General features: G+C 37.5%; 24 protein-coding genes, 1 pseudogene and 1 other annotated feature. Of the genes and pseudogenes, 23 read left to right on the top strand and 2 right to left on the bottom strand.

The features are described 5' to 3' along the window. Positions 1-64 precede the first annotated feature (64 nt). The 22 genes and pseudogenes from CHI06_RS03490 to CHI06_RS03595 all read left to right on the top strand — a co-directional run bounded on the left by CHI06_RS03490 (position 65) and on the right by CHI06_RS03595 (position 20213). Entirely contained in the window at positions 65-697 is a 633-nt protein-coding gene (locus tag CHI06_RS03490) for an NfeD family protein (RefSeq protein WP_095247040.1), read from the top strand. A 53-nt stretch (positions 698-750) separates the two neighbouring features. Further along, a complete protein-coding gene (gene floA, locus CHI06_RS03495) occupies positions 751-1716 on the top strand; it encodes a flotillin-like protein FloA (RefSeq protein WP_133367663.1) in 966 nt (321 codons plus the stop codon). A gap of 33 nt (positions 1717-1749) precedes the next feature. Continuing rightward, on the top strand, positions 1750-2184 hold the full coding sequence (locus CHI06_RS03500) for a hypothetical protein (protein ID WP_095247042.1): 435 nt from the start codon (positions 1750-1752) through the stop codon (positions 2182-2184). A 95-nt stretch (positions 2185-2279) separates the two neighbouring features. Then, the gene (gene yqfC, locus CHI06_RS03505) at positions 2280-2582 is read left to right on the top strand and encodes a sporulation protein YqfC (RefSeq protein ID WP_095247043.1); all 303 of its coding nucleotides are present in this window, start codon (positions 2280-2282) and stop codon (positions 2580-2582) included. Beyond that, entirely contained in the window at positions 2579-3772 is a 1194-nt protein-coding gene (gene yqfD / locus CHI06_RS03510) for a sporulation protein YqfD (protein WP_095247044.1), read from the top strand. The genes yqfC and yqfD overlap by 4 nt, the downstream gene beginning before the upstream one ends. After that, entirely contained in the window at positions 3769-4731 is a 963-nt protein-coding gene (locus tag CHI06_RS03515; protein WP_095247045.1) for a PhoH family protein, read from the top strand. Before yqfD ends, CHI06_RS03515 begins: the two co-directional genes overlap by 4 nt. Before the next feature lie 195 nt (positions 4732-4926). After that, positions 4927-7095, top strand: a complete 2169-nt coding sequence (locus tag CHI06_RS03520; RefSeq protein ID WP_095247046.1) for an HD family phosphohydrolase — start codon at positions 4927-4929, stop codon at positions 7093-7095. After that, on the top strand, positions 7092-7565 hold the full coding sequence (gene ybeY, locus CHI06_RS03525; RefSeq protein ID WP_095247047.1) for an rRNA maturation RNase YbeY: 474 nt from the start codon (positions 7092-7094) through the stop codon (positions 7563-7565). Before CHI06_RS03520 ends, ybeY begins: the two co-directional genes overlap by 4 nt. Beyond that, positions 7549-7926, top strand: coding sequence for a diacylglycerol kinase family protein (locus tag CHI06_RS03530; protein ID WP_095247048.1), 378 nt, complete (start codon positions 7549-7551; stop codon positions 7924-7926). The genes ybeY and CHI06_RS03530 overlap by 17 nt, the downstream gene beginning before the upstream one ends. Positions 7927-8118: 192 nt before the next feature. Continuing rightward, positions 8119-8520: a cytidine deaminase gene (locus CHI06_RS03535; protein WP_095247049.1), complete on the top strand. Its 402-nt coding sequence runs from the start codon at positions 8119-8121 to the stop codon at positions 8518-8520. Then, a complete protein-coding gene (era, locus tag CHI06_RS03540; protein ID WP_095247050.1) occupies positions 8510-9430 on the top strand; it encodes a GTPase Era in 921 nt (306 codons plus the stop codon). Before CHI06_RS03535 ends, era begins: the two co-directional genes overlap by 11 nt. Before the next feature lie 167 nt (positions 9431-9597). Then, the gene (locus CHI06_RS03545) at positions 9598-9741 is read left to right on the top strand and encodes a YqzL family protein (RefSeq protein ID WP_095247051.1); all 144 of its coding nucleotides are present in this window, start codon (positions 9598-9600) and stop codon (positions 9739-9741) included. Between the two features lie 31 nt (positions 9742-9772). Beyond that, positions 9773-10525 carry a DNA repair protein RecO gene (gene recO / locus CHI06_RS03550; protein ID WP_095247052.1) on the top strand — a complete coding sequence of 251 codons (753 nt, stop codon included), beginning with the start codon at positions 9773-9775 and terminating at the stop codon, positions 10523-10525. A 50-nt stretch (positions 10526-10575) separates the two neighbouring features. Beyond that, positions 10576-10762 (top strand) — a binding site (T-box leader). A gap of 67 nt (positions 10763-10829) precedes the next feature. After that, on the top strand, positions 10830-12212 hold the full coding sequence (locus CHI06_RS03555) for a glycine--tRNA ligase (protein ID WP_095247053.1): 1383 nt from the start codon (positions 10830-10832) through the stop codon (positions 12210-12212). A 54-nt stretch (positions 12213-12266) separates the two neighbouring features. Continuing rightward, on the top strand, positions 12267-12902 hold the full coding sequence (locus tag CHI06_RS03560; protein ID WP_165978985.1) for a helix-turn-helix transcriptional regulator: 636 nt from the start codon (positions 12267-12269) through the stop codon (positions 12900-12902). Between the two features lie 68 nt (positions 12903-12970). Further along, positions 12971-13780 carry a pyruvate, water dikinase regulatory protein gene (locus CHI06_RS03565; RefSeq protein WP_095247054.1) on the top strand — a complete coding sequence of 270 codons (810 nt, stop codon included), beginning with the start codon at positions 12971-12973 and terminating at the stop codon, positions 13778-13780. Between the two features lie 504 nt (positions 13781-14284). Next, a pseudogene (locus tag CHI06_RS30350) lies at positions 14285-14431 on the top strand (DUF188 domain-containing protein); the annotation flags it as partial. A gap of 38 nt (positions 14432-14469) precedes the next feature. Then, positions 14470-16278 (top strand): DNA primase, encoded by a 1809-nt coding sequence (dnaG, locus tag CHI06_RS03575; protein ID WP_095247055.1) that lies wholly within the window; start codon positions 14470-14472, stop codon positions 16276-16278. Between the two features lie 42 nt (positions 16279-16320). Further along, positions 16321-17448 carry an RNA polymerase sigma factor RpoD gene (gene rpoD, locus CHI06_RS03580; protein ID WP_095247056.1) on the top strand — a complete coding sequence of 376 codons (1128 nt, stop codon included), beginning with the start codon at positions 16321-16323 and terminating at the stop codon, positions 17446-17448. Between the two features lie 501 nt (positions 17449-17949). Next, positions 17950-18309, top strand: a complete 360-nt coding sequence (gene cccA, locus CHI06_RS03585; protein WP_095247057.1) for a cytochrome c550 — start codon at positions 17950-17952, stop codon at positions 18307-18309. Between the two features lie 79 nt (positions 18310-18388). Beyond that, positions 18389-19120 (top strand): tRNA (adenine(22)-N(1))-methyltransferase, encoded by a 732-nt coding sequence (locus tag CHI06_RS03590; RefSeq protein WP_095247058.1) that lies wholly within the window; start codon positions 18389-18391, stop codon positions 19118-19120. Further along, entirely contained in the window at positions 19098-20213 is a 1116-nt protein-coding gene (locus CHI06_RS03595; RefSeq protein ID WP_095247059.1) for a Nif3-like dinuclear metal center hexameric protein, read from the top strand. The genes CHI06_RS03590 and CHI06_RS03595 overlap by 23 nt, the downstream gene beginning before the upstream one ends. Positions 20214-20277: 64 nt before the next feature. Here CHI06_RS03595 and CHI06_RS03600 read toward each other — a convergent pair whose 3' ends face one another. Continuing rightward, entirely contained in the window at positions 20278-21216 is a 939-nt protein-coding gene (locus CHI06_RS03600) for a 4-hydroxy-3-methylbut-2-enyl diphosphate reductase (protein WP_095247060.1), read from the bottom strand. A 164-nt stretch (positions 21217-21380) separates the two neighbouring features. Beyond that, on the bottom strand, positions 21381-22022 hold the full coding sequence (locus tag CHI06_RS03605; protein ID WP_257009154.1) for a YqfQ family protein: 642 nt from the start codon (positions 22020-22022) through the stop codon (positions 21381-21383). A 252-nt stretch (positions 22023-22274) separates the two neighbouring features. Between CHI06_RS03605 and CHI06_RS03610 the strand changes: the two genes are divergently transcribed. Continuing rightward, positions 22275-23585, top strand: coding sequence for a DEAD/DEAH box helicase (locus CHI06_RS03610; RefSeq protein WP_095247061.1), 1311 nt, complete (start codon positions 22275-22277; stop codon positions 23583-23585). Positions 23586-23588 lie beyond the last annotated feature (3 nt).

Here is a 23588-nt window from a genome sequence, read left to right on the forward strand (position 1 = left end):
GGAAAGTTGAAACTTATTTGGATATAAAACGTATACATAGTGTCGACATGAAGGGAGGATAAATATGGTTGAGTTTTTAACAAACCCAGTCGTTGTAACACTGCTATTAACGATTGCAGGGGCAGCTATTGTCTATGAGCTGTTTTCGTCAAAGTTTGGAATATCAGGATTCATAGGTTTATTTGCATTACTTCTTTTCTTTTATGGACATTTTCAAGCTGGTCTTGCTGGTTTTGGAACGATCATGTTATTTGCTGTAGGAATCATGCTAATTTTCTTAGAATTTTTTCTTCCAGGGGCCATTTCAGGAACACTAGGTTTGGCAGCATTAATCGCAAGTCTTTTCATAGCAGGAGAAAATCCATTGAATATGGGAATATCCATTTTCATTGCTATTTGTATTTCAATTGCTGTCCTATTTTTTATGATTAAGATCCTAGGCAAGAAAATGGTTTTATTTAATCGAATGATACTATTTGATTCTGCAAAAAAAGAGGATGGCTATGTGTCTAATGTGAACCGTACAGATTTAGTAGGAAAAGAAGGAATTGCATTGACAGTATTACGGCCATCAGGAACAGCAGTTATAAATAATGAAAGAATTGATGTTGTGACTGAAGGCGACTTCATTGATCAGAATGCAAAAATCACCGTTATTAAGGTTGAAGGAGTACGTATTGTAGTTAGGAAAGTATAATGAAGGACAACAAGGAGGTAAGTGCTGTGGAATTAACAAGTGGAACTTTATTTATGATTGGTATTATCGTTGTGGCTCTAATTTTTCTTGGAATATTATTATCCTTTGTTCCGGTAATGCTTTGGGTTTCTGCTCTGGCTGCAGGAGTTCGAATTAGTATCTTTACATTAGTAGGGATGAGACTTAGACGGGTTACACCAAGCAGAGTAGTCAATCCGCTTATAAAAGCGCATAAGGCAGGATTAAACGTAACAACAAATCAGCTCGAAAGTCACTACCTGGCAGGTGGAAATGTAGATAGAGTGGTGAATGCTTTAATCGCTGCACATCGTGCAAACATTGAGTTATCATTCGAACGTTGTGCCGCAATTGACCTTGCAGGGCGTGATGTCTTAGAAGCTGTTCAGATGAGTGTAAATCCAAAAGTAATCGAAACCCCATTCATCGCAGGTGTTGCCATGAACGGAATCGAAGTAAAAGCAAAAGCGAGAATTACCGTACGTGCTAATATCGACCGTCTTGTTGGTGGCGCGGGTGAAGATACTGTCGTAGCACGTGTAGGTGAAGGGGTCATATCGACGATTGGCTCCTCGCTCGACCATAGTAAAGTGCTCGAGAGTCCTGAACTGATTTCGCAAACAGTCTTAGCAAAAGGATTAGATTCTGGTACCGCTTTTGAAATTCTTTCGATTGATATCGCCGATGTTGATTTAGGCAGAAATATTGGTGCTGAGCTGCAAACGGAGCAGGCGGAAGCCGATAAGAAAATTGCTCAGGCAAAAGCAGAAGAGCGCAGGGCGATGGCTGTCGCTACTGAGCAGGAAATGAAGGCAAAAGTAGAAGAAATGAGAGCAAAGGTTGTAGAGGCAGAAGCAGAGGTGCCGCTGGCTATGGCAGAAGCATTAAAATCCGGAAATATAAGTGTCATGGAATATATGAATTATAAAAATATTTCTGCTGATACAGATATGCGCGGATCTATCGGCAAGATGACTGGTGATAAAAAAGACGACAAATAAACCACCAATTTTTCCTAAAGAAGGAGGGTGGATATGGAAACCATTTTATTTTTAATTATTGCTGGAATTCTCTCATCAATCTTTGGAAAAGCGAAGGGTAAAAGTAATTCTGGAAGAAGAACAAAATCCTTTCCTGCAAAAGGAATTGATGATTTTCGTACAAAGGTTGAACAACAAATGATGGGCATTCCAAGAAACAAAGGACAAATCTCTACAGGCCAGCCTGCGAAGAAGGCAACTGATTTGCAGAGTTTGGAGGAGAAATATCATGAGATAAAGCAGAATCCAGTTGTCTCGAAAGGCCAAGTAAAGCAGCTGCAGCCAAGTAAAGTTGTCAGAATCGAAGAGGTATCTGACGACATCCCATTTGAAAAACCAGACGAAAAAACGATTATTAATGGGATTATTTGGGCTGAGATACTAGGTGAACCACGAGCGAAAAAGCCATACTTCCCGAGAAAAAGCTAAAAAATTCATTTTGAAAGCCTTCTTATTCGATAGAAAAAGGTGTGCTAGAACCCCCTTTCATTTCATATTATGAGATGAAAGGGGGTTCTTTTTTTATGGCAAAAAAATGGGGCCTGCGTGTCCGGAACTGGATGGCACAAAAAATGGATCTTCCTCAAGATGTCATGATGGATTTACCCCGGATTACGATGATTGGGCAAATCCATATATACATTGAGAACCATAGAGGATTGATTACTTTTACAGAAAAAGAATTGCGTCTGTTGTTAAAGCAGGGTCAATTGCAAATAAAAGGGAATTCTTTCGTGATTAAAACCATATTGCCTGAAGAGATTTTACTTGAGGGGAAAATTGATCAGGTCATTTATATAAATGAAAATCCAGGAGGAGCAAAATGAAAAACCAATGGATCGAATTTTTTTCTGGCAAAGTAACGGTTAAAGTCTCGGGAAGAGGAATAGAAAGATTTTTAAATGTTCTTACTAGGAACGGCCTGATGATTTGGAATGTAAAACGACATGGGACTGAAACGATTACTTTTACAATGAGGCTCAGTGATGCTTTGAAAATCCGACATTATGCAAGAGAAAAAGAATGCTCCATCAAATTCTTAAAGAGGGCAGGGATGCCTTTTTTATTTAAGCGATTATTGAAAAATAGTGGGTTTGTTGGTGGAGCTATTCTGTTCCTCGTAATTATTATGTTTTTATCGAATGTCATTTGGGGAATTGAAATTAAGGGAGCTAAACCTGCAACGGAGTATCAGATTCGCAAAGAATTGGACAAGATGGGAGTAAAAATTGGTAAAGTCCAATTTTTTGTGGATAACGTAGAAGGGATTCAAAGGAAATTGACTAATAATGTTGGTAACCTTACTTGGGTAGGTGTGGAATTAAAGGGGACAACCTATCATCTTCAAGTGGTAGAGAAAAAGGAACCCGAAAAGCCGGAACAACTTGCACCAAGAAATCTGGTTGCAAAAAAGAAGGCCGTTATTGATTCTATGTATGTTGAAACTGGACAAAAAATGGTTGATATACATGACCATGTTGAAGCTGGACAATTGTTAGTATCCGGTATAATTGGAAAAGAAGGTCAAACACAGCAAGTTGCAGCAATTGGAGAGGTTTGGGGGGAAACGTGGTATAAAAGCCATGTAGAATTGCCGTTAGATACAAAATTCTTTGTATTCAACGGTCAGGAAAAGCAAAAACTTTCTTTAATCATAGGAAATCTAGAAATCCCTATTTGGGGATTTGGCGAACCGGATTTTCAGGAATTTGAAGCGGAAAAGAATGTGAATAAAATTCATTTCCTAAAATGGGAGCTGCCTATCTCGATTGGAAATGAAACATTAAGAGCACGAGAAGAAACAAACCGCACGTATACGGAACAAGAAGCCGAAAAAAATGCAATTGATTTAGCAAAAAATAAAATAAAAAGTGGATTGGATGAGGAAGCTATAATAAAAGATGAAAAAATTTTACACAAAGAGTTTAAAAATGGTAAAGTTATCCTAGATATCCACTTTAAAATTATCGAAAATATTGCGGTTGGACAACCAATACCCAAGGAGACTCCTGAATGACAGTAAAGTTAAAAACAATAAATGTACAATTAGAAAATCCAACAGAAGCGATTGCCCTGATTGGCAATGCGGATGCAAATTTAAAAATAATCGAAGAAGAGCTTGAAGTATCGATTGTCACACGCGGAGAATCTGTCAGTCTTTCTGGAGATGAAGAAAGAGTGATGCTTGCTAGTCAGATTCTAGATAAGCTAATTTTTGTTATTAGAAAGGGTGTAACCATTAGCCAAAGGGATGTTTTGTCAGCCATCCAAATGGCTCAAAAAGGCACACTTGATTACTTTGACAATCTTTATGATGAGGAAATAGCAAAGAATGTTAAAGGAAAGAGTATTCGAATTAAGACGCTAGGGCAAAGACAATATATAATGGCTATCAGACAAAATGATCTTGTATTTGGAATTGGCCCAGCGGGTACCGGCAAAACGTATTTAGCTGTGGTAATGGCAGTAAATGCATTGAAAAATGGTCAGGTAAATAAAATCATTCTAACAAGACCTGCGGTAGAAGCTGGTGAAAGTCTTGGATTTTTACCTGGTGATTTAAAAGAAAAGGTCGATCCGTATTTACGACCTCTATATGATGCACTGAATGACGTTTTAGGTGCCGAACATACTCAAAGGTTAATAGAACGTGGAACCATTGAAATTGCGCCGTTAGCCTATATGAGGGGCCGGACATTAGATGATGCCTTTGTTATATTAGATGAGGCTCAAAATACCACTCATGCTCAAATGAAGATGTTCCTGACAAGGCTTGGTTTCGGTTCAAAAATGGTTATAACTGGTGACCAAACGCAAATCGATTTACCTAAAGGTGCAAAGTCAGGGCTAATTGCAGCAGAAAAAATCTTGCAAGATGTAAATGGAATCTCTTTTGTTTTCTTAAATCAAAGCGATGTTGTTCGTCACCCGCTTGTCGGCAGGATTGTCGAGGCATACGAAAAGAAGCCGCTGTAAGGCTAAAGCAAAGGATAAAGGGATAAACCGTCTAATGGTTTATCCCTTTTGCCATATATTCTTAACAAATAGCTTGCAAAAATAGCCCATCATTTATTAGAGGGTGAAACTTGAGAGAAAAACTGTTATCATTTTACATAAAGCGTGTTTACATACTTGTCTACGGTTATTTTTGGTGCTTTTGGGGGGAGTTAGTTGAAAAAAATACAGCAATACTTAATTCAAATAAAAAAGCTTCTAGATTATACCTTTTTCAGAGTATTAGTGTTTGTTGTTTTAGGAATCATTCTATTTACCTCTATGTATGGAAATGTAAAGCCTGAAAAACTCGATATTAGCCTATTAACAGTAGCTGAGAAAACAATTCGATCCCCAGCAACGGTAGAGGATAAAATTAGTACAGAAAAAAAACGTCAAGAGGCATTAGACCAAGTTCAAGATGTATATACATTAAAAAAAGAATATTCATCCAATCAAGTAGATTTGATTTCATCCATATTTGACTCAGGTACAGAAGTAAATGAAGAAATAGAGGATGAAAGGAAAAAACAGATTGCGGCAGAGGAAGAACCTATAGATGTACTGCAGCCAACTATTGAAGAAGAAGTAACCATGCTAAAGGCGAAATTAACAGATCGTGTAATCAAGGATCTATCAGAGCGAGTTTTTACTGCACTTGTACAAGCCAGCGATGATGAATTAGCGATTGCAAAAGACCTAACGGTAACAGCCATCAACAATGTTATGAACAAGCGGATTTCTGCAGATGATGTAGAAAATGCAAAAAAAAGCCTGGAAGAAGAGTTAAAATTTACGACCCTGAATAGTGACTTAAAGAATGCTGCCATAGAATTAGGCAGATATGCAGTCATTCAAAATGAATTTTATGATCCAGAGGCAACAGAAGAGCTGCGTAAACAACAAGCAGAGTCTGTTGAGCCCGTTAAAATCCTACAGGGACAAATTATTATTGAAGAGGGTAAATTAATCCGTCAGGAAGAATTTCGACAGTTAGAACTAGTAGGATTATTAGACAACAAACAGTCTTATAAACCATTCATTGGTTTATTTATCTTAATTTCAATTATTCTTTCGTCACTTTATTACTATTTCTATCAATTGAAGGAGCAGCCGGAAAAGAAACATACCAACCTGCTCTTGTTTGGGATTATTTTTATCCTGACGTTTTTTATTTTGAAAATTGTCAGCATGCTTCAAATTTTTAACTATTCAGGAATTGGCTATTTATTCCCTGCAGCTATGGGCGGGATGTTAATTAAGATATTAATTGATGAAAAACTTGCGATTCTTTCTTCGATTATCTTTTCTATTTTTGGCAGTCTTTTATTCAATGAAGGGGTTTCTGGAACGCTAAATTTTTTTGTGGGGATTTATATAATGTTTAGTTCCCTTGCAGCTTTGCTCTTTTTAAGTGACCAAAATCAGCGCTCTAAAATTCTGCAAGCAGGTTCCTTTGCAGCAGCAGTAAATCTTTTTACCATTTGGGCACTTATGTTTTTACCGAATGGACAATTTTCAGGATTGGAATATGGGTATTATATCTTAACAGCCATTTTTTCAGGTATCGGTTCCGCTGTTTTGACGATGGGATTATTACCATTATTTGAAACCAGCTTCGGAATTCTCTCTACAATGAAGTTGATTGAGCTTTCAAACCCTAATCATCCACTTCTGAGGAAAATCTTAATGGAGGCACCTGGGACCTATCACCATAGTGTTATGGTTGCTAATTTAGCGGAAGCAGCCTGTGAAGCCATTGGAGCTAATGGTCTGCTTGCAAGGGTAGGCTGTTATTACCATGATATTGGGAAAACAAAACGTCCAAACTTTTTTATAGAAAATCAGATGCACCGTGAAAACCCGCATGACCGGCTGCCGCCTGATAAAAGTGCAAATATCATTATTTCACACGTAACAGATGGGGCAGCAATATTAAAAAAATATAACCTGCCAAAAGAAATCATCCATATCGCTGAACAGCATCATGGGAATACTTTATTGAAGTTCTTTTACCATAAGGCTGTACAAGGCGAACAAGAGGTAAAGGAAGAAGATTACCGTTATCCTGGTCCAAAGGCACAAACGAAAGAATCAGCTATTGTTGGTATTGCTGACAGCGTAGAGGCTGCAGTTAGATCCCTTAACCAGCCTACGCCTGAAACAATCGAATCGCTCGTTAAGAAGATTGTTTCAGACAGGCTTCAGGATGGGCAACTAAATGAATGTGATTTAACATTAAAAGAATTAGAAACGGTGTCCCACTCGTTTTGTGAAACGTTAAAGGGAATTTTCCACTCGAGAATCGAATATCCAGAAATGACGAAGAAGGTGGTTCAAGTATGAACAAGTTGATGATTGATTTAGTGGACGAAACAAATCAACTGTCTGCTGAGCAAATGGAACAAATCGAGAATCTGTTAAATTTTGCTGCTGGCAAAGAAAATGTTGAAGACAATAGCGAGGTTTCTGTTACATTTGTATCCAATGAAAGAATTCACGAAATTAATCAAGAATTTAGAGATAAAGATGCCCCCACGGATGTTATTTCCTTCGCAATGGAAGAGCTTGGTGAAGGAGAAATACAGTTGATAGGGGCGGAGCTCCCGCGTGTCTTGGGGGATATCATCATTTCTATACCAAAGGCAGAAGAACAGGCAAAGGAATATGGGCATTCTTTTATTCGCGAACTAGGCTTTTTATCTGTCCATGGTTTTCTCCATCTCCTGGGATATGATCACATGGAAAAGGCAGAGGAAGAAAAAATGTTTTCGAGACAAAAGGAAATTTTAGACGATTATGGACTTACAAGATAAACGTATTCCTTTATGGAAATCATTTTATTATGCCTTATCGGGGATTCAGACAGCTCTTAGGACAGAAAGAAATATGCGCATCCATTTATTGGTTTCTATTGTGGTAATTGGGTGTTCGATATTTTTTTCAATCAATAAATTGGAATGGTTATTTGTCATTGTAGCAATAGGTGGAATTTTCTCCTTAGAATTGATGAATAGTGCAATAGAGCGTGTCGTTGATTTGATTACAGCGGAGTACCACCCACTTGCTAAACAAGCAAAGGATTTAGCTGCAGGAGCTGTTTTTATTTATGCTGTTTTTGCGGTTGCGATTGGGATTATCATCTTTATACCCTATTTTTTTAGATGGTTATTCTGATGTGATTTGAAATGGAATTACGAATTCGGTACAATAACTTATCAGCTTATCCGAATATAGATGAATTAGCTGATTTTTATGAAAATTCAAATTTTTATATTACTTTTTCGCTACAAGTGATGATTTTGTGACATTTTTAGGGTAAAATAAAGAAAGCGGCAGATAATTACTGCTGGAAGGGAAGATTGAACTTTGAACACCGAGAAATTAATCGAAGAATCAAAGAAAGCAAGAGAAAAAGCCTATGTTCCTTACTCTAATTTTCAAGTAGGAGCGGCCCTTTTAACAACAGATGGAAAAGTATATCATGGATGTAATATTGAAAATGCCGCTTATAGCATGTGCAATTGCGCTGAACGTACTGCATTATTTAAAGCGTATTCTGAAGGTGATCGAGACTTTAAAATGCTTGCAGTAGTGGCTGATACTGATCGACCGTGCTCACCTTGCGGGGCATGCCGGCAGGTAATCTCGGAACTTTGTCCAAGTGACATGAAGGTTGTTCTTACCAACTTAAAAGGTGATACTTTAGAAATTACTGTAGCTGAGTTACTTCCAGGTGCCTTTTCTCCGGAGGATTTACATGCTAAGTAATGATAATAAAGGTTATAAATCAGGTTTTATTTCAATTATTGGACGTCCAAATGTAGGTAAGTCGACATTTCTTAATCGAGTTATTGGTCAGAAAATTGCTATTATGAGCGATAAACCACAGACAACTCGAAATAAAATTCAGGGTGTATTAACCTTAGATGATACCCAAATGGTCTTTATTGACACTCCAGGGATTCATAAACCAAAGCATAAACTAGGCGATTTTATGATGAAGGTTGCACAAAACACATTAAAAGAAGTTGATTTAATCCTATTTATGGTAAATGCTGAGGAAGGGTTTGGACGTGGGGAAGAATTTATTCTTGAAAAGTTCGAAACCATCAACACACCTATCTTCCTTGTTATAAATAAAATTGATCAAATACACCCAGATGAATTACTGCCACTAATTGAATCATATAAAGAAAAGTATCCCTTTAAAGAAATTGTACCTATTTCAGCACTTGAAGGAAATAATGTGGAACGTTTACTAGAACAAATTAAAGTTTATTTACCTGAAGGACCGCAGTACTATCCTGCCGATCAGGTAACTGATCACCCAGAAAGATTTATTATCACAGAATTAATTCGGGAGAAGGCGCTGCACTTAACACGTGAAGAAATTCCTCATTCCCTTGCTGTTGTTCTAGATAAGATGGAACGGCAACACGGAGGTAAGGATATCATTCATGTAATGGCTACTGTTATTGTGGAGAGAGATTCTCAAAAGGGCATTATTATTGGGAAACAAGGGAGTATGCTGAAGGAAATAGGAAAACGTGCCCGAGTGGATATTGAAAATCTTTTAGGGTCAAAAGTTTTCTTAGAGCTTTGGGTTAAAGTTCAAAAAGATTGGCGGAATAAAATGTCCCAGCTTCGCGATTATGGCTTTAACGAAGATGAATATTAATCCTAACTAATTAACCCTATCTAAAATATTAACCCTTATATAGAATTATGCATGGACAACATTAACAATATTTTCGTCTTATGATTTTTGCTTAGGCAGGCTATGATAATTGTAAGGTTTGGGATTCTTTAAAAGGCTAGTCTATATCATGAAAGGTGGGGTTTTCGATGATGGATTTTACGTGGAAAGTATTCCTACAGACAGGTAATATTGACACATATCTTCTCTTTAAAGAGCTTGAGAAGGAAAACCAAGAAATACCCGGAAATCAGACTGAAGATCTAGCGCAAATGGATTTTCCCGTTTCATAAGTTTGTCTAATGTATCGGGATGGTGACATATATGCTCCAAAAGTGTGAAGGCATCGTCATTAGAACTACAGATTATGGTGAAACCAATAAAATTATTACCTTATATACGAGGGAATGGGGAAAGATCGGTGTTATGGCAAGAGGTGCTAAAAAGCCAAACAGCCGGCTTTCCTCTATTACCCAGCTTTTTACTCACGGTTACTTTCTAGTCCAAAGAGGATCTGGATTAGGTACCGTACAACAGGGAGAAATGATTACTAGTTTTCGCAGTATTGGTGAGGATATTTTCCTTACTGCCTATGCTAGTTATATTGTAGAATTAACAGATAAGTGTACGGAGGATAAGAAACCAAACCCATTTCATTTCGAACTGCTCTTTCAAACACTTAATTATTTGAACGAAGGGTATGATTCAGATATTCTGATGAATATCTACGAGATGAAAATGCTGAATGTATTGGGATTATATCCAATACTTAATCAATGTTCCGTTTGCGGCAGCACAGACGGACTTTTTTCATTTTCAATTCGTGAAGGCGGCTTTATCTGTCACCGCTGTTTAGATAAAGATCCGTACCATTATAAATTATCGCCATCATCTGTAAAATTATTACGATTATTTTATTTTATTGATCTTTCGAGATTAGGAAATATCTCAGTAAAACAGGAAACAAAAGATGAGTTAAAAACAGTTATTTCATCCTACTACGAAGAATACTCGGGTCTTTATCTAAAAACAAAGAAATTCCTCCAATCCATGGAAAAATTTCGTGATCAATTATAGGACTTATTGACTTTTATTTTAGTTTTCGATAATATGTGATTTAATAATAAATAGTTGCTATGAAGGAAAAGAGTACTTAGCAATCTTTATAAAAGCGAACCTAGGATGGTGTGAGCTAGGGTATAGGGACCTAAGGAAGGCGTTCTTGAGCATATCTTGTGTGACATCACACATTAAAGAGGCTGCTTTTAACATGCAGCAAATAGGGTGGAACCGCGGGTAACTCTCGTCCCTATGCTTAAAAAGCATAGTGACGGGAGTTTTTTATTTTTAATTTTTTATAAAACGAAGAGGAGTAAAGAAAATGAAAGTATCAATGGAGCAAATTGTTTCTCATGCAAAGCACAGAGGATTTATCTTTCCGGGGTCCGAAATTTATGGAGGACTTGCAAATACATGGGATTATGGACCATTAGGTGTTGAATTTAAGAATAACATTAAACAAGCTTGGTGGAAAAAGTTTGTTCAAGAGTCTCCATACAATGTCGGATTAGATGCAAGCATCTTAATGAATCCAAGGACTTGGGAGGCTTCTGGGCATATCGGTAACTTTAATGACCCAATGATTGATTGTAAAAACTGTAAAGCCAGACATCGTGCTGATAAGTTAATTGAAAATGCTCTTGATGAAAAGGGAGTCGAGATGATCGTTGATGGACTTCCGTTTGATAAAATGGAAGAGCTTGTTAAAGAACATAATATTGCTTGCCCTGATTGCGGCAGTCATGATTTTACCGGCATTCGCCAATTTAACCTCATGTTTAAAACCTTTCAAGGGGTAACTGAATCTAGCACGAATGAAATATTCCTGCGTCCTGAAACAGCACAAGGGATATTCGTTAATTTTAAAAATGTTCAGCGTACGATGAGAAAGAAATTACCTTTTGGGATTGCGCAAATCGGAAAAAGCTTCCGTAATGAAATTACACCTGGAAACTTTACTTTCCGGACTCGTGAGTTTGAACAAATGGAGCTAGAGTTTTTCTGTAAGCCTGGTGAGGACTTGAAATGGTTCGGTTATTGGAAGAACTTCGCAGAACAATGGCTTCATTCTTTAGGGTTGAATAAGGAAAATTTAAGACTTCGTGATCATTCTGAGGATGAACTTTCACATTATAGTAATGCGACTACCGACTTTGAATATAAATTCCCATTTGGCTGGGGAGAACTTTGGGGTGTAGCTTCACGGACGGATTATGATTTAAAGCAGCATATGCAATTCTCAGGTGAGGATTTTAACTATATTGATCCAGAGACAAATGAAAGATATATTCCTTATTGCATCGAGCCTTCTCTAGGGGCAGACAGGGTAACATTAGCATTTTTAATTGATGCCTATGACGAAGAGCAGCTCGAAGATGGAACGTCCAGAACGGTCATGCGCTTTCACCCGGCACTTGCACCGTTTAAGGCAGCGATTCTTCCATTGTCAAAGAAACTCTCTGAAGAAGCAAGAGAAGTCTATGAAACATTAGCAAAGTATTTCTCCGTTGACTATGATGAAGCTGGTTCAATCGGAAAACGGTACCGCAGACATGACGAAATTGGTACGCCTTTCTGTATCACTTTTGATTTTGATTCAAAAGAAGACAAAATGGTAACAATTAGAGACCGTGACACAATGGAGCAAACACGTGTCTCAATCGCAGAACTAGTCACATTCATCCAAGAAAAGATCTTGTTTTAACTTTTAAAAATTTTGAGGTGCGGTTTATACCGCACCTCACATAATGGATTATATATGGTGGTGAGAAAAATAGAACTGACCAAACGCCAAGAAACTATTATTCAAATTGTAAAGGATAATGGACCGATAACTGGGGAAAGCATCGCTGAACAGCTAAGCCTAACAAGAGCAACATTAAGACCAGATTTGTCCATATTAACAATGGCTGGATATTTGGACGCAAGACCTCGTGTAGGGTACTTTTATACAGGGAAATCTGGAACGCAGCTATTAACGGAAAACCTCCAGAAGATACTTGTACGAGATTATAATTCAATCCCTGTCATAGTTAGGGAAAATGTTTCGGTTTATGATGCGATTTGTACAATGTTCCTTGAGGATGTGGGAACATTATTTGTTGTAGACCAAAACGCTCTGTTAGTTGGGGTATTATCAAGAAAAGATTTGCTTAGAGCCAGTATCGGCAAACAGGAGCTTACGGCACTGCCAATAAACATCATTATGACTAGAATGCCTAATATTACAATGTGTGAAATGGATGACTCATTAATCGATGTCGCTAAATTACTAATTGATAAACAAATTGACGCGTTGCCTGTAGTAAGGCAGTCAGAAAATGGTTATGAAGTAATCGGCAGAATAACAAAAACAAATATCACAAAAGCATTTGTTGCCTTGGGTGATGAGTGATTCGTAAAACCTATGGCCCGGACGTAGAAAAATAATAAAAGTAATACCAGAGGAGCTGTTGAGGAAGAATGATTACACCAGTCATATATGTAGTATCTGATTCAGTGGGGGAAACAGCTGAATTAGTTACTAAAGCAGCAATCAGCCAGTTTAATGGGTCAGGAATGACATTAAAGAGATTCCCATATGTGGAGGACAAGGAACATATTGATGAAGTAATTTCGCTTGTTACAATGGACCACGCTATGATTGCATTTACTCTTGTAAAACCTGATATGAGAGTTTATATGAAGGAAAAAGCGGATGAAGCAGGAATTTACGCTGTTGACTTAATGGGACCAATCATGGATCAAATTCAAATTTTCAGTGGGAAAGCCCCTCTTTGCGAACCCGGACTCGTAAGAAAACTGGATGAAGACTATTTTAAAAAAGTTGAAGCCATTGAGTTTGCTGTGAAATATGATGATGGACGAGATCCAAGGGGAATCTTAAAAGCGGATATTGTCTTAATTGGAGTGTCTAGGACGTCAAAAACTCCTTTGTCTCAATATTTAGCTTTAAAACGTTTAAAAGTTGCCAATGTACCCCTAGTTCCAGAAGTGGACCCTCCAGAGGAATTATACAAAGTGCCCGCTGAAAAATGTTTTGGATTAAAAATAAGTCCACAAAAACTAAATAATATTAGGCGTGAACGGTTAATCTCACTAGGATTAAATGACCAGGCAAGCTACGCAAATATTGAACGAATTCGTGATGAATTAACTTTCTTTGAAAAAATAGTAAATAGAATTAATTGTCCCGTTATTGATGTTACCAATAAAGCCGTGGAAGAAACAGCAAATGTTATTCTAAATTACTTTCATAAAAGAAGGTCCTAACACATAATCTTAGATTATGTGTTTTTCATATAAGGCTAAAAAAAGTATGGAAATGTAGAAAAGAATGTACTATAATAAAAAATTGTGATAAAAATGAATCTTTTAGGTTTAGACTTGCATGTATACGAATAAACTATTTATTGTTAGATGTCAAGGGAACCTAAAGAAAAAAATTCGACATAAGTCTTTTTGGGCTATTCAGATTTCACATTTATAAATTCTGAATGTATAAGTACAACTACCCTCATGCTCCGGTCTTTTGAACTTGCCAATTAGCGAGTTTCCTAAAAAAGTTAGCATCTTAAAGAAGGAATATGCTGAGAGATGTAGAATTAATACTTATACAAATGGGATTTCAACTAAATTTGTCGATGCAGATTCATGCCCGTTAAAAGAGGAAAATGTCGAAATTGCTTCTACCTTTTCCATTTTATTGCTTCTTATGATCAACATGGAAACAATACGACTACATATGGTAACGCTACATAGAAAGTTGATTCCAGAAAAGAAGCAGCGGACTTATTCATTATGAATCATACTGCAAAGGGGGATATTACTGTAACACAGGATATTGGAATTTATAATTCTGATGATCGTTCAAAATTTACGAAAGAATTAACAAAAATTTTGTCGAAATATGCAGGAATTTAGATTTCTTTGCAGAATAAGTATAAATGGAGATGTTTTTCATGGCAGAACGGATTGCCGAAGAAAAAATTAATCAAATTCGTCAGTCTGTTGATATTGTTGAAATTATTAGCGAATACGTTCAACTGAAAAAACAAGGGCGAAATTACTTCGGATTATGTCCTTTCCATGGAGAAAACTCCCCATCATTTTCCGTTTCAACCGATAAACAAATTTATCATTGCTTTGGCTGTGGAGCGGGAGGAAATGTTTTCTCATTTTTAATGGAGCTTGAAGGAATTTCATTTCTAGAAGCAGCCGTTAAATTAGCTGAAAAGGCTAATGTTGACTTACAAGTAAACTTCTCAGTTAATGGGAAGGGTAAGAGTGTTTCTCCAGAACTTCAGTCAATGCTGGACGCGCATGAGCTTTTGCGTAAATTCTACCATCATTTATTGGTTAATACGAAAGACGGTCAACATGCTTTAGAGTATTTGTTGAACAGAGGCTTTACCCGAGAATCGATTGATAAATTTCAAATTGGTTATTCATTAAATTCATGGGATTTTGTATACAAATTCCTTGCGAAAAGGGATTTTTTACCAGAAATAATGGAAAAGGCCGGATTGATTATCAAACGAGAACGGGATGGAACTTACTTTGATCGATTCCGAGATCGGATTATGTTCCCGATTTTTGACCGCAATGGAAACTGTATTGCTTTTTCGGGGAGATCATTAGGGGCGGATGAGCCCAAATATTTAAATAGTCCCGAAACGGTAATCTTTAATAAAAGTAAAATTTTATATAATTTTCATCTGGCCAAACCTAGTATTCGAAAATTGCAGCAGGCTGTTCTTTTTGAAGGATTTGCTGATGTCATTGCTGCTGATAAATCTGGCGTGGAAAATGGTATCGCCACAATGGGTACTTCTTTAACAGAAGAGCACATTACTCTAATACGGCAGAATACTGAGTCGATAACGATTTGTTTTGATTCAGACAAAGCAGGAATTGAAGCTGCCTTTAGAGCTGGGAATATGCTCATCGATGCGGGCTGTTCTATAAAAGTTTCTATGATGTCTGATGGACTTGATCCAGATGAATATATAAAAAAGAATGGTCCAGAAAAGTTTCGTAATGAGGTCATAGGTGCAAGCCATACATGGATGGCTTTTAAATTTCTTTATTTTCGAAGAGGAAAAAATCTTCAAATAGAAGGAGATCGGCTTGCCTATATCGAAACAATACTTAAAGAAATAAGTAAATTGACAAAAGCTGTTGAAAAAGATCATTATTTGCGGCAGCTTGCCTCTGAGTTTTCCATTTCACTTGACGCCTTACAGCAACAGTTGAAACAAGTTTTCTTCACAGAAAAAAGGAAGTCACATGGTCAAACACCACCAATAAATAAGCCTAGTGTTAGGGTTAAACAGGATAAGAAATTAAAGCCTGCTCATTACACTGCTGAAAGACGGTTAATTGCCCATATGTTAAGAAATCGAGACACAGCTTATAGGGTTCAGGATTTATTACGGGGTAATACGTTTAATATCGATGAACATCAGGCAATAATAACATATCTAATTGGTTTTTATGAAGAGCATATGAATCCTGATTCTAGTGCATTTTTAACCTATATTCAAGATGAAAATCTTAGAAGAATAGTCGCTGACATTGAGATGATGTCGATTAATGAAGAATTAAGCAGTCAAGAATTAACTGATTATATCAAACAGGTGTTGAATTATCAAAAATTGTTAAAGATAAAAGAAAAAGAAGTGGAACAAAAAGAAGCTGAGCGACAAAGTGATTTTAGTAAAGCTGCCGCAATTGGGAATGAAATTATTCAATTGCGTAAATCGCTATAGATTCCATTTTTAATGTCTTTGATTCTGGAAGGAGGGGGACATATGGCTGAAAAATCAGCCCGTTCAAAAGAGACCGAGAACGAATTGACTTTTGAACAAGTAAAAGACCAGTTAACGGTACTGGGAAAGAAAACCGGCGTCCTTGCCTATGATGATATTGCGGAAAGAATGGCAAATTTTGATTTAGAATCCGATCAAATGGATGACTTTTTAGAATCCCTAACTGAGCAGGGAATTGAATTAGTCGGTGAAAGTGAAGACGAAGATCCAAACCCTAAGCAATTAGCAAAAGGGGATGACGATGAGTTTGATTTAAACGATCTTAGCGTTCCACCTGGAGTTAAGATAAATGATCCTGTTCGTATGTATTTAAAAGAGATTGGCCGTGTTGATTTGCTTTCTGCCGACGATGAAAAAGAGTTGGCACTTCGTATAGAAAAAGGTGACGAAGAAGCGAAGCGACGACTAGCTGAAGCAAACCTCCGGCTCGTGGTCAGTATTGCAAAGCGTTATGTTGGACGTGGTATGCTATTTCTTGATCTTATTCAGGAAGGCAATATGGGATTAATTAAGGCTGTTGAAAAATTTGATTATCAAAAAGGCTTTAAGTTCAGTACCTATGCTACCTGGTGGATACGTCAAGCTATCACTAGAGCAATTGCTGACCAAGCTAGGACTATTCGTATTCCTGTTCATATGGTTGAAACCATTAATAAACTTATCCGTGTCCAAAGACAATTACTTCAGGACCTAGGTCGCGAACCTACACCAGAAGAAATTGGCGAAGATATGGACTTAACACCAGATAAAGTTAGAGAAATATTAAAGATTGCTCAAGAGCCTGTCTCCCTTGAAACGCCTATTGGCGAAGAGGATGATTCGCACTTAGGTGATTTCATTGAAGACCAAGATGCTACATCACCCTCAGAGCATGCTGCCTATGAATTATTAAAGGAGCAGCTAGAAGATGTCCTTGATACATTAACGGATCGTGAAGAAAACGTCCTTCGTTTACGCTTTGGGTTAGATGACGGCCGCACACGCACTCTAGAAGAGGTAGGAAAGGTTTTCGGTGTTACCCGTGAACGTATCCGCCAAATTGAAGCAAAGGCGTTGCGTAAATTAAGACATCCTAGCCGCAGTAAGCGTCTAAAAGACTTTTTAGAATAAATAACTAAATAATATTAAGTAGTTTACTTCTAACTAAGAGGTAAACTATTTTTTTGAGTTTTGGAAATGAAAGCACTTTCCTCATTTGTATTTATTTTACTGAATTGTTTTACACTTTGCAAATAGGTAAAAGTAAACATTTTGATTTTAATCACAATTCATTTTTGTAAGAAAGGGTATTCCTTTGCTCATTCCCCGAGAAGTTGGATGTTGATAGTCGGAAATTCATATTCAAAAATAACTAAAATTAATTAAAAGATTTTTTATTTTATGAGTATTAACTGCACAATTGTACGATTATTTGGTTGTTAAAAGGAATAAAAGGGAAGAATAAACAGGCTGACATTTCCTATGGAATTCAGCATGTTTCGTTTTTTTTATAAATATTATCGTGACAAAGTAAGTTTAGGGCTTTTCCTTCTTAAGTTTTTAAAGTAAAATAGTAGTTGTTTGTAGAAGACTATTTATTTACAGCTATACGTACATAAGGGAGGTTATATGATGAATCGAAATCCGGTAATTCCTTACATCCTAATCTTTGTATTTGGAATCGGACTAATGTTCTTATTGTCTTTCAAAGGCCTCGGGGATATGGATGAGCTTGCCAAGGAAAAAGAAGGCGGAGCTGAAACAGAACAGGTTGTAAGAGCACCTGAAGACATTTACACAGGTTCTTGTGTCAGCTGTCACGGTGACGCGTACCAAGGGGGAATGGGGCCTGCTTTAACCGGTGTTGGTGACAGGTATTCCCAAGACGAGATTAAGGATATTGTAGTTAATGGTAAAGGAAATATGCCAGCCGGTATGGTTAAACCAGAGGAAGCCGATGCTATGGCTGAATGGTTAGCAAATATTAAATAATGTTACAATGAAAAGGTCCTTTGCTAATGTAAAGGACTTTTTTTATACTGTAAGTAATACATAAAGAGTGGTGAATGATTTGAATACAGATAAATTATCCGTACGGTTAGAAACGGTAGCAAAACATGTTCCAAAGGATTCAAAGTTAGCAGATATAGGTTCTGATCATGCATATTTACCAAGTTATCTTGTTAAGAACGGTGTGATAACCTTTGGGATTGCTGGTGAGGTTGCAAAAGGCCCATTTCAGTCTGCTGAAAAAAATGTAAGGGCAGAAGGACTTACTGACATGATTTCAGTGAGAATGGGTGATGGTTTGGAGGTAATTCAGCCAGGAGATGTGGATTGTATTACCATTGCCGGAATGGGCGGCAGTCTTATTGCCAATATTTTAGAAAATGGTAAAGAAAAGCTTTCTGCAGTTAAGCGGCTTGTCCTGCAGCCTAATCTGAATGCAATTGCCATTCGAAAGTGGTTAATCGATAACAATTGGGAACTGATTGCTGAAGAAATCATTGAAGAGGATAGCAAAATATACGAGATTTTAGTTGCTGAAAGGGGAGACCCCTTAAAGCCATATCGTGATATTAATTTAGAAACTGGCCTTTTAGTCGGACCTTTTCTGCTTTTGAGAAAAGAAAGTGCGTTTAGAAAGAAATGGAGTTTAGAAAAAAAGAACTGGAAGCGGATTTATGAACAGCTTGAAAGTGCTGCACCTTCTGCAGAAACAGAAGAGAAAAAAGGAGAGGTCTTAGAAAAAATCACTCTAGTGAAGGGGGTATTGGGCAATGAAGAAAGCGAATGGACATGAAATCATTCAACTATTTGAACAGTTTTCTCCTAAGGGTCTTGCGATGGAAGATGATAAGATAGGTTTGCAAATTGGCCGGTTGAATCAGAAAATAGATAAAGTCATGATTGCTCTTGATGTCCTAGAAGAGGTGATTGATGAAGCCATTGAAAGGAATGTACAGCTAATCATCGCCCATCATCCGCCAATTTTTCGCCCTCTAAAGAATGTCCTAACAGACACTGTACAGGGAAGAATGATTGAAAAACTATTAAAGCATGATATAGCGGTTTATGCAGCTCATACTAATCTTGATGTGGCTAAAGGCGGGGTAAATGACCTCCTAGCGAACGCACTGGGATTGGAAGCCCCTGAAGTCCTAGTACCTACATACGAAACGAAACTTAAGAAACTAGTTGTCTACACACCGGCAAGTCACGCAGAGGAAATTAGGAAGGTCCTTGGGGATACTGGTGCTGGCTATATCGGTAATTACAGCCACTGTTCCTTTTCAGCTGATGGAACTGGGAGGTTTTTACCAGGGGAAAATACGGACCCGCATATTGGCCAGCAAGGTCGTTTAGAATCGGTGGATGAAGTAAGAATTGAGACGGTTGTACCTGAGCATCTGTTAAAAAGGGCAGTTACAGCTATAGTAAAAGCTCATCCATATGAAGAAGTTGCTTATGATATTTATCCTGTTGAAAATAAAGGAGAAGTTCTTGGGCTTGGCAGAATCGGCAAAGTCAAAGAAATGACACTCGGAGAATTTGCTGAGAGGGTAAAAGAAGCATTGGAAGTTGATAAGGTTAGGGTAGTTGGTGATTTATCATCACGTGTCAAGAAAGTGGCTGTATTAGGCGGAGATGGCAATAAGTATTTCATGAGCGCAAAGTTTAGGGGTGCAGATGTCTATATTACAGGGGATATTTATTATCATACTGCACATGATGCGATGATGCAGGGATTAAACATGATAGATCCTGGTCATAATGTCGAAAAAATTATGAAAAAGGGACTTACGGCAACACTTTCAAAAATGTGTAAGGAATCTGGCTATGAAGTTGAAATTTTCCCTTCAAATGTGAACACGGATCCGTTTCAATTTGTATAGAAAAGTGGAAGCCCCTAGGTGCTGTAGCTAGACAAGAAAAACCGGTCGAATGTGATGCGACCGGTTATTTTTTTACTTTAGGTAATATTTTATTTAATGGAACATTTCTCTGACGTTCCCAAGTTGCTTCGTTTTTGGGATCAAATTGCTCTAAGAAGGTTATGACTTCCTTGGTGATTGGTGTAGGAGTCGAAGCGCCAGATGTTACGGCGACGTTCTTCGCATCCTTAATCCACTCAATATCTAACTCAGAGATATCAGCAATTCGATAAGCCTTTGTACCAGCAATTTCTTCCGAGACTTGCGCGAGTCGATTGGAGTTATTACTCATCGGGTCTCCAACCACAATCGTTACATCAGCCTCAGTGGCTTGACCAGCAACTGCTTCCTGACGCACTTGTGTGGCGTTGCATATTTCATTATAAGCCTGTGCATGCGGATATTTCTCCTGAACCTTTTTCATGGTATCAGTAACATCCCATTGGCTCATGGTGGTTTGATTGGTAACAATCAGTTTATCACTATGAATGTTTAAGGCTTCTACATCGCTTGGTGTTTCGACAAGGTGTACGAGATCAATAGCTACACCAACAGCACCTTCAGGCTCAGGATGTCCTTTTTTACCAATATAAATGACTTGGTAGCCTTGCTTTGTCTTCTCTTTTATCAAATCATGCGTTCTTGTTACATCTGGACATGTAGCATCAATCGTAACAAGTCCCTTCTTTTTTGCTAGCTCTCTTACTTCAGGGGATATACCGTGAGCTGTAAAAATAACAGTTCCTGTATCTACCTTATCTAGAATGTCTTTGCGATTTTTTCCGTCGAGTGTAATAATGCCTTCTTCTGCAAAAGCATCCGTTACGTGTTTATTGTGAACGATCATCCCTAAAATGTAGATAGGACGTGGTAATGATTTATCTAGTGAAGCATTTCTTGCAATTACCATTGCGTCAACGACACCATAACAGTATCCGCGCGGTGAAATCTTAATGATTTGCATATTATAAAGTCCTCCTAAAGAACATTGACTTTGAATCTATGTATTTATTATATAAAACTAATAGAAATAATACAAAGATACATTTTTCCTGTGAAATTTCTGTAAATATTTCTTGTGAAAATAACAGAAAAATAAAAAGATGCTGATTTTCAGCATCCATTTGTTTAAATGTATAGTTTAGGGATAGATGGCCCATCTGGTCGTTTTTCTTCAACTCTTTCAGATTGAACAACCCTTTTCTTTTTAGGTCTTTTCTTGGGTTCTGCAGGGGGTGAAGCAGACTCCTCTGCGAGTATATGGGTATCTGGCGTGTTTTCTTCACTTTGTTCCTCCGTTGGTAAATCTTTAAAACCCTTATACAATTTCCACATCATAGGGATGTTCTTGACTAATGGTCCATATTGCTGAATCATGGGTGTTATGGATTGAACGGAATTCAAAACCTGTTGGGTGTTGTTAAGAAATCCAGTCAGACTGTTCGGATTACTTAGTGTTTGAAGTAATGAACCAACTCCTCCTCCGCTGGAAGCAGCTCGACCGGCTGTCTGCGCACCCCCAAGGCCAGCACGTTGATTACCTTGCTTTTTCCCGCCAAGAATTTTCGAAAGTAAGCCGCCGCCACTTCTTCTTCCTTGCCCTCTTCCCATCATAGTGCTGCCACTGTTGCTATTCTTCTGAAACCCCATCATCTGTCCACTGCCGCCATAAGGATTCATCATGTGCTGTTGACCTCCATATGGTCCTCTTCCCATCATGTTTGGACCCATATGCCCGTACATAGGATATCTCGGTCTAGGCTGCTGCATACGTAAGTCCTCCTCTCAAAAAAGCCTTATAATTTAAGGTATGCAATTACCTAAATTTGGTTTAGGAATAAACACTAGGATAAACAATAAATTTTCATGATTAAAAGTGGCCCAAAAGTAAAAGATGATAATAACTGGTTATTTAGATGAATCTTTACTATAATGATATGATGGAAATAAAAGTGGAAGCTCTTGCTAAAGTAAGGAAACTACTCCATAAACGGTAGATATTAATATATAAGGAGCAATAACATGAAAGAAAATCGTTTTGAACGTTTTAATTTTCAACCTTTTATTATAGAAGCAATTAAGGAACAAGGTTTTCATGAACCAACTGAAATTCAGGAACGAATGATACCACTGGTTTTGAAAAATGAAAGTGCCATCGGTCAATCACAAACTGGAACAGGTAAAACACTTGCCTTTGTATTGCCAATTCTAGAAAGAATAAATACTGAGCGGCAAGAGGTACAGGCTGTCATCACAGCACCAACAAGAGAGCTTGCTTCACAAATCTATCATCAAATTTTAAAGGTGACAGAGCATTGCAGTCCTGACAAAGCCATCATGACTAGATGCTACATTGGCGGTACAGACAAACAAAGAACCATTGATAAACTAAAAGTACAGCCCCATATTGTAGTAGGAACTCCAGGCAGAATTAAAGATCTGATGATTGAACAAGCACTATTTGTCCATACTTCAGAAGTTCTTGTTGTTGATGAAGCAGATATGATGCTAGATATGGGCTTTATCGAGGATCTAGATCAGGTAGCTGCAAAAATGCCTGAGAAATTACAAATGCTTGTATTTTCGGCAACAATTCCCGAAAAACTTAAACCGTTTCTCAAAAAATACATGGAAAACCCGAAATCCATTCAAATTGATGCCAAGAGAAAAAGTGCTGAGAATTTAACACACTATCTATTGCCTTCTAGGCACAGAAATAAAAAACAGCTTGTTCACGATGCTCTTATTCAATACAATCCATATTTAGCGATTGTTTTTACCAATACAAAAAAGATGGCTGAAGAGGTTGCCAACTTTTTGATTAATAAAGGGCTAAAGGTTGCGCGTGTCCATGGAGATCTTAACCCCCGTGAACGAAAAAAAATGATGAAACAAATTCAAGATTTAGAGTACCAATATATCGTTGCGACAGACCTAGCTTCAAGAGGAATTGATATTGAAGGAATCAGTCATATTATCAATTATGAATTACCTACAGATTTGGACTTTTATATCCACCGAGTAGGAAGGACTGCAAGAGCCGGAAACTCGGGAATTGCCCTCACCATTTATGATATCTCCGATGAAGATGCATTAAACCGCATTGAAAAGATGGGGATTCAGTTTAAATACGTCGATCTTAAAAAAGAAGAATTTGTTGAATTAGAAGATCGCAATAAAAGAAAAACAAGGGTAAGAAAAGAGGATGAAGCAGATAAGACTGCTAAGTCAATGGTCAAGAAACCTCAAAAAGTTAAACCGGGCTATAAAAAGAAAATGCAGTGGGAAATGGACAAAATAAAAAAACGTCAACGAAGAATAAAGAAGAAGTAAGAT

The organism is Bacillus sp. 7884-1, assembly GCF_002272245.1.
In the GTDB taxonomy this organism is placed as follows: domain Bacteria; phylum Bacillota; class Bacilli; order Bacillales; family Cytobacillaceae; genus Neobacillus.

Excerpts from the sequence above, each read along its gene's own strand:
- recO (WP_095247052.1), top strand. The coding sequence starts at position 9,773 with ATGCTCCAAAAGTGTGAAGGCATCGTCATTAGAACTACAGATTATGGT.
- CHI06_RS03595 (WP_095247059.1), top strand. The coding sequence starts at position 19,098 with ATGAAGAAAGCGAATGGACATGAAATCATTCAACTATTTGAACAGTTT.
- CHI06_RS03530 (WP_095247048.1), top strand. The coding sequence starts at position 7,549 with ATGGACTTACAAGATAAACGTATTCCTTTATGGAAATCATTTTATTAT.
- floA (WP_133367663.1), top strand. The coding sequence starts at position 751 with ATGATTGGTATTATCGTTGTGGCTCTAATTTTTCTTGGAATATTATTA.
- CHI06_RS03515 (WP_095247045.1), top strand. The coding sequence starts at position 3,769 with ATGACAGTAAAGTTAAAAACAATAAATGTACAATTAGAAAATCCAACA.
- yqfC (WP_095247043.1), top strand. The coding sequence starts at position 2,280 with ATGGCAAAAAAATGGGGCCTGCGTGTCCGGAACTGGATGGCACAAAAA.
- dnaG (WP_095247055.1), top strand. The coding sequence starts at position 14,470 with ATGGCAGAACGGATTGCCGAAGAAAAAATTAATCAAATTCGTCAGTCT.
- CHI06_RS03545 (WP_095247051.1), top strand. The coding sequence starts at position 9,598 with ATGATGGATTTTACGTGGAAAGTATTCCTACAGACAGGTAATATTGAC.
- ybeY (WP_095247047.1), top strand. The coding sequence starts at position 7,092 with ATGAACAAGTTGATGATTGATTTAGTGGACGAAACAAATCAACTGTCT.
- era (WP_095247050.1), top strand. The coding sequence starts at position 8,510 with ATGCTAAGTAATGATAATAAAGGTTATAAATCAGGTTTTATTTCAATT.
- CHI06_RS03560 (WP_165978985.1), top strand. The coding sequence starts at position 12,267 with ATGGTGGTGAGAAAAATAGAACTGACCAAACGCCAAGAAACTATTATT.
- CHI06_RS03610 (WP_095247061.1), top strand. The coding sequence starts at position 22,275 with ATGAAAGAAAATCGTTTTGAACGTTTTAATTTTCAACCTTTTATTATA.
- CHI06_RS03605 (WP_257009154.1), bottom strand. The coding sequence starts at position 22,022 with ATGCAGCAGCCTAGACCGAGATATCCTATGTACGGGCATATGGGTCCA.
- CHI06_RS03600 (WP_095247060.1), bottom strand. The coding sequence starts at position 21,216 with ATGCAAATCATTAAGATTTCACCGCGCGGATACTGTTATGGTGTCGTT.
- CHI06_RS03490 (WP_095247040.1), top strand. The coding sequence starts at position 65 with ATGGTTGAGTTTTTAACAAACCCAGTCGTTGTAACACTGCTATTAACG.
- cccA (WP_095247057.1), top strand. The coding sequence starts at position 17,950 with ATGAATCGAAATCCGGTAATTCCTTACATCCTAATCTTTGTATTTGGA.
- rpoD (WP_095247056.1), top strand. The coding sequence starts at position 16,321 with ATGGCTGAAAAATCAGCCCGTTCAAAAGAGACCGAGAACGAATTGACT.
- CHI06_RS03555 (WP_095247053.1), top strand. The coding sequence starts at position 10,830 with ATGAAAGTATCAATGGAGCAAATTGTTTCTCATGCAAAGCACAGAGGA.
- yqfD (WP_095247044.1), top strand. The coding sequence starts at position 2,579 with ATGAAAAACCAATGGATCGAATTTTTTTCTGGCAAAGTAACGGTTAAA.
- CHI06_RS03500 (WP_095247042.1), top strand. The coding sequence starts at position 1,750 with ATGGAAACCATTTTATTTTTAATTATTGCTGGAATTCTCTCATCAATC.
- CHI06_RS03565 (WP_095247054.1), top strand. The coding sequence starts at position 12,971 with ATGATTACACCAGTCATATATGTAGTATCTGATTCAGTGGGGGAAACA.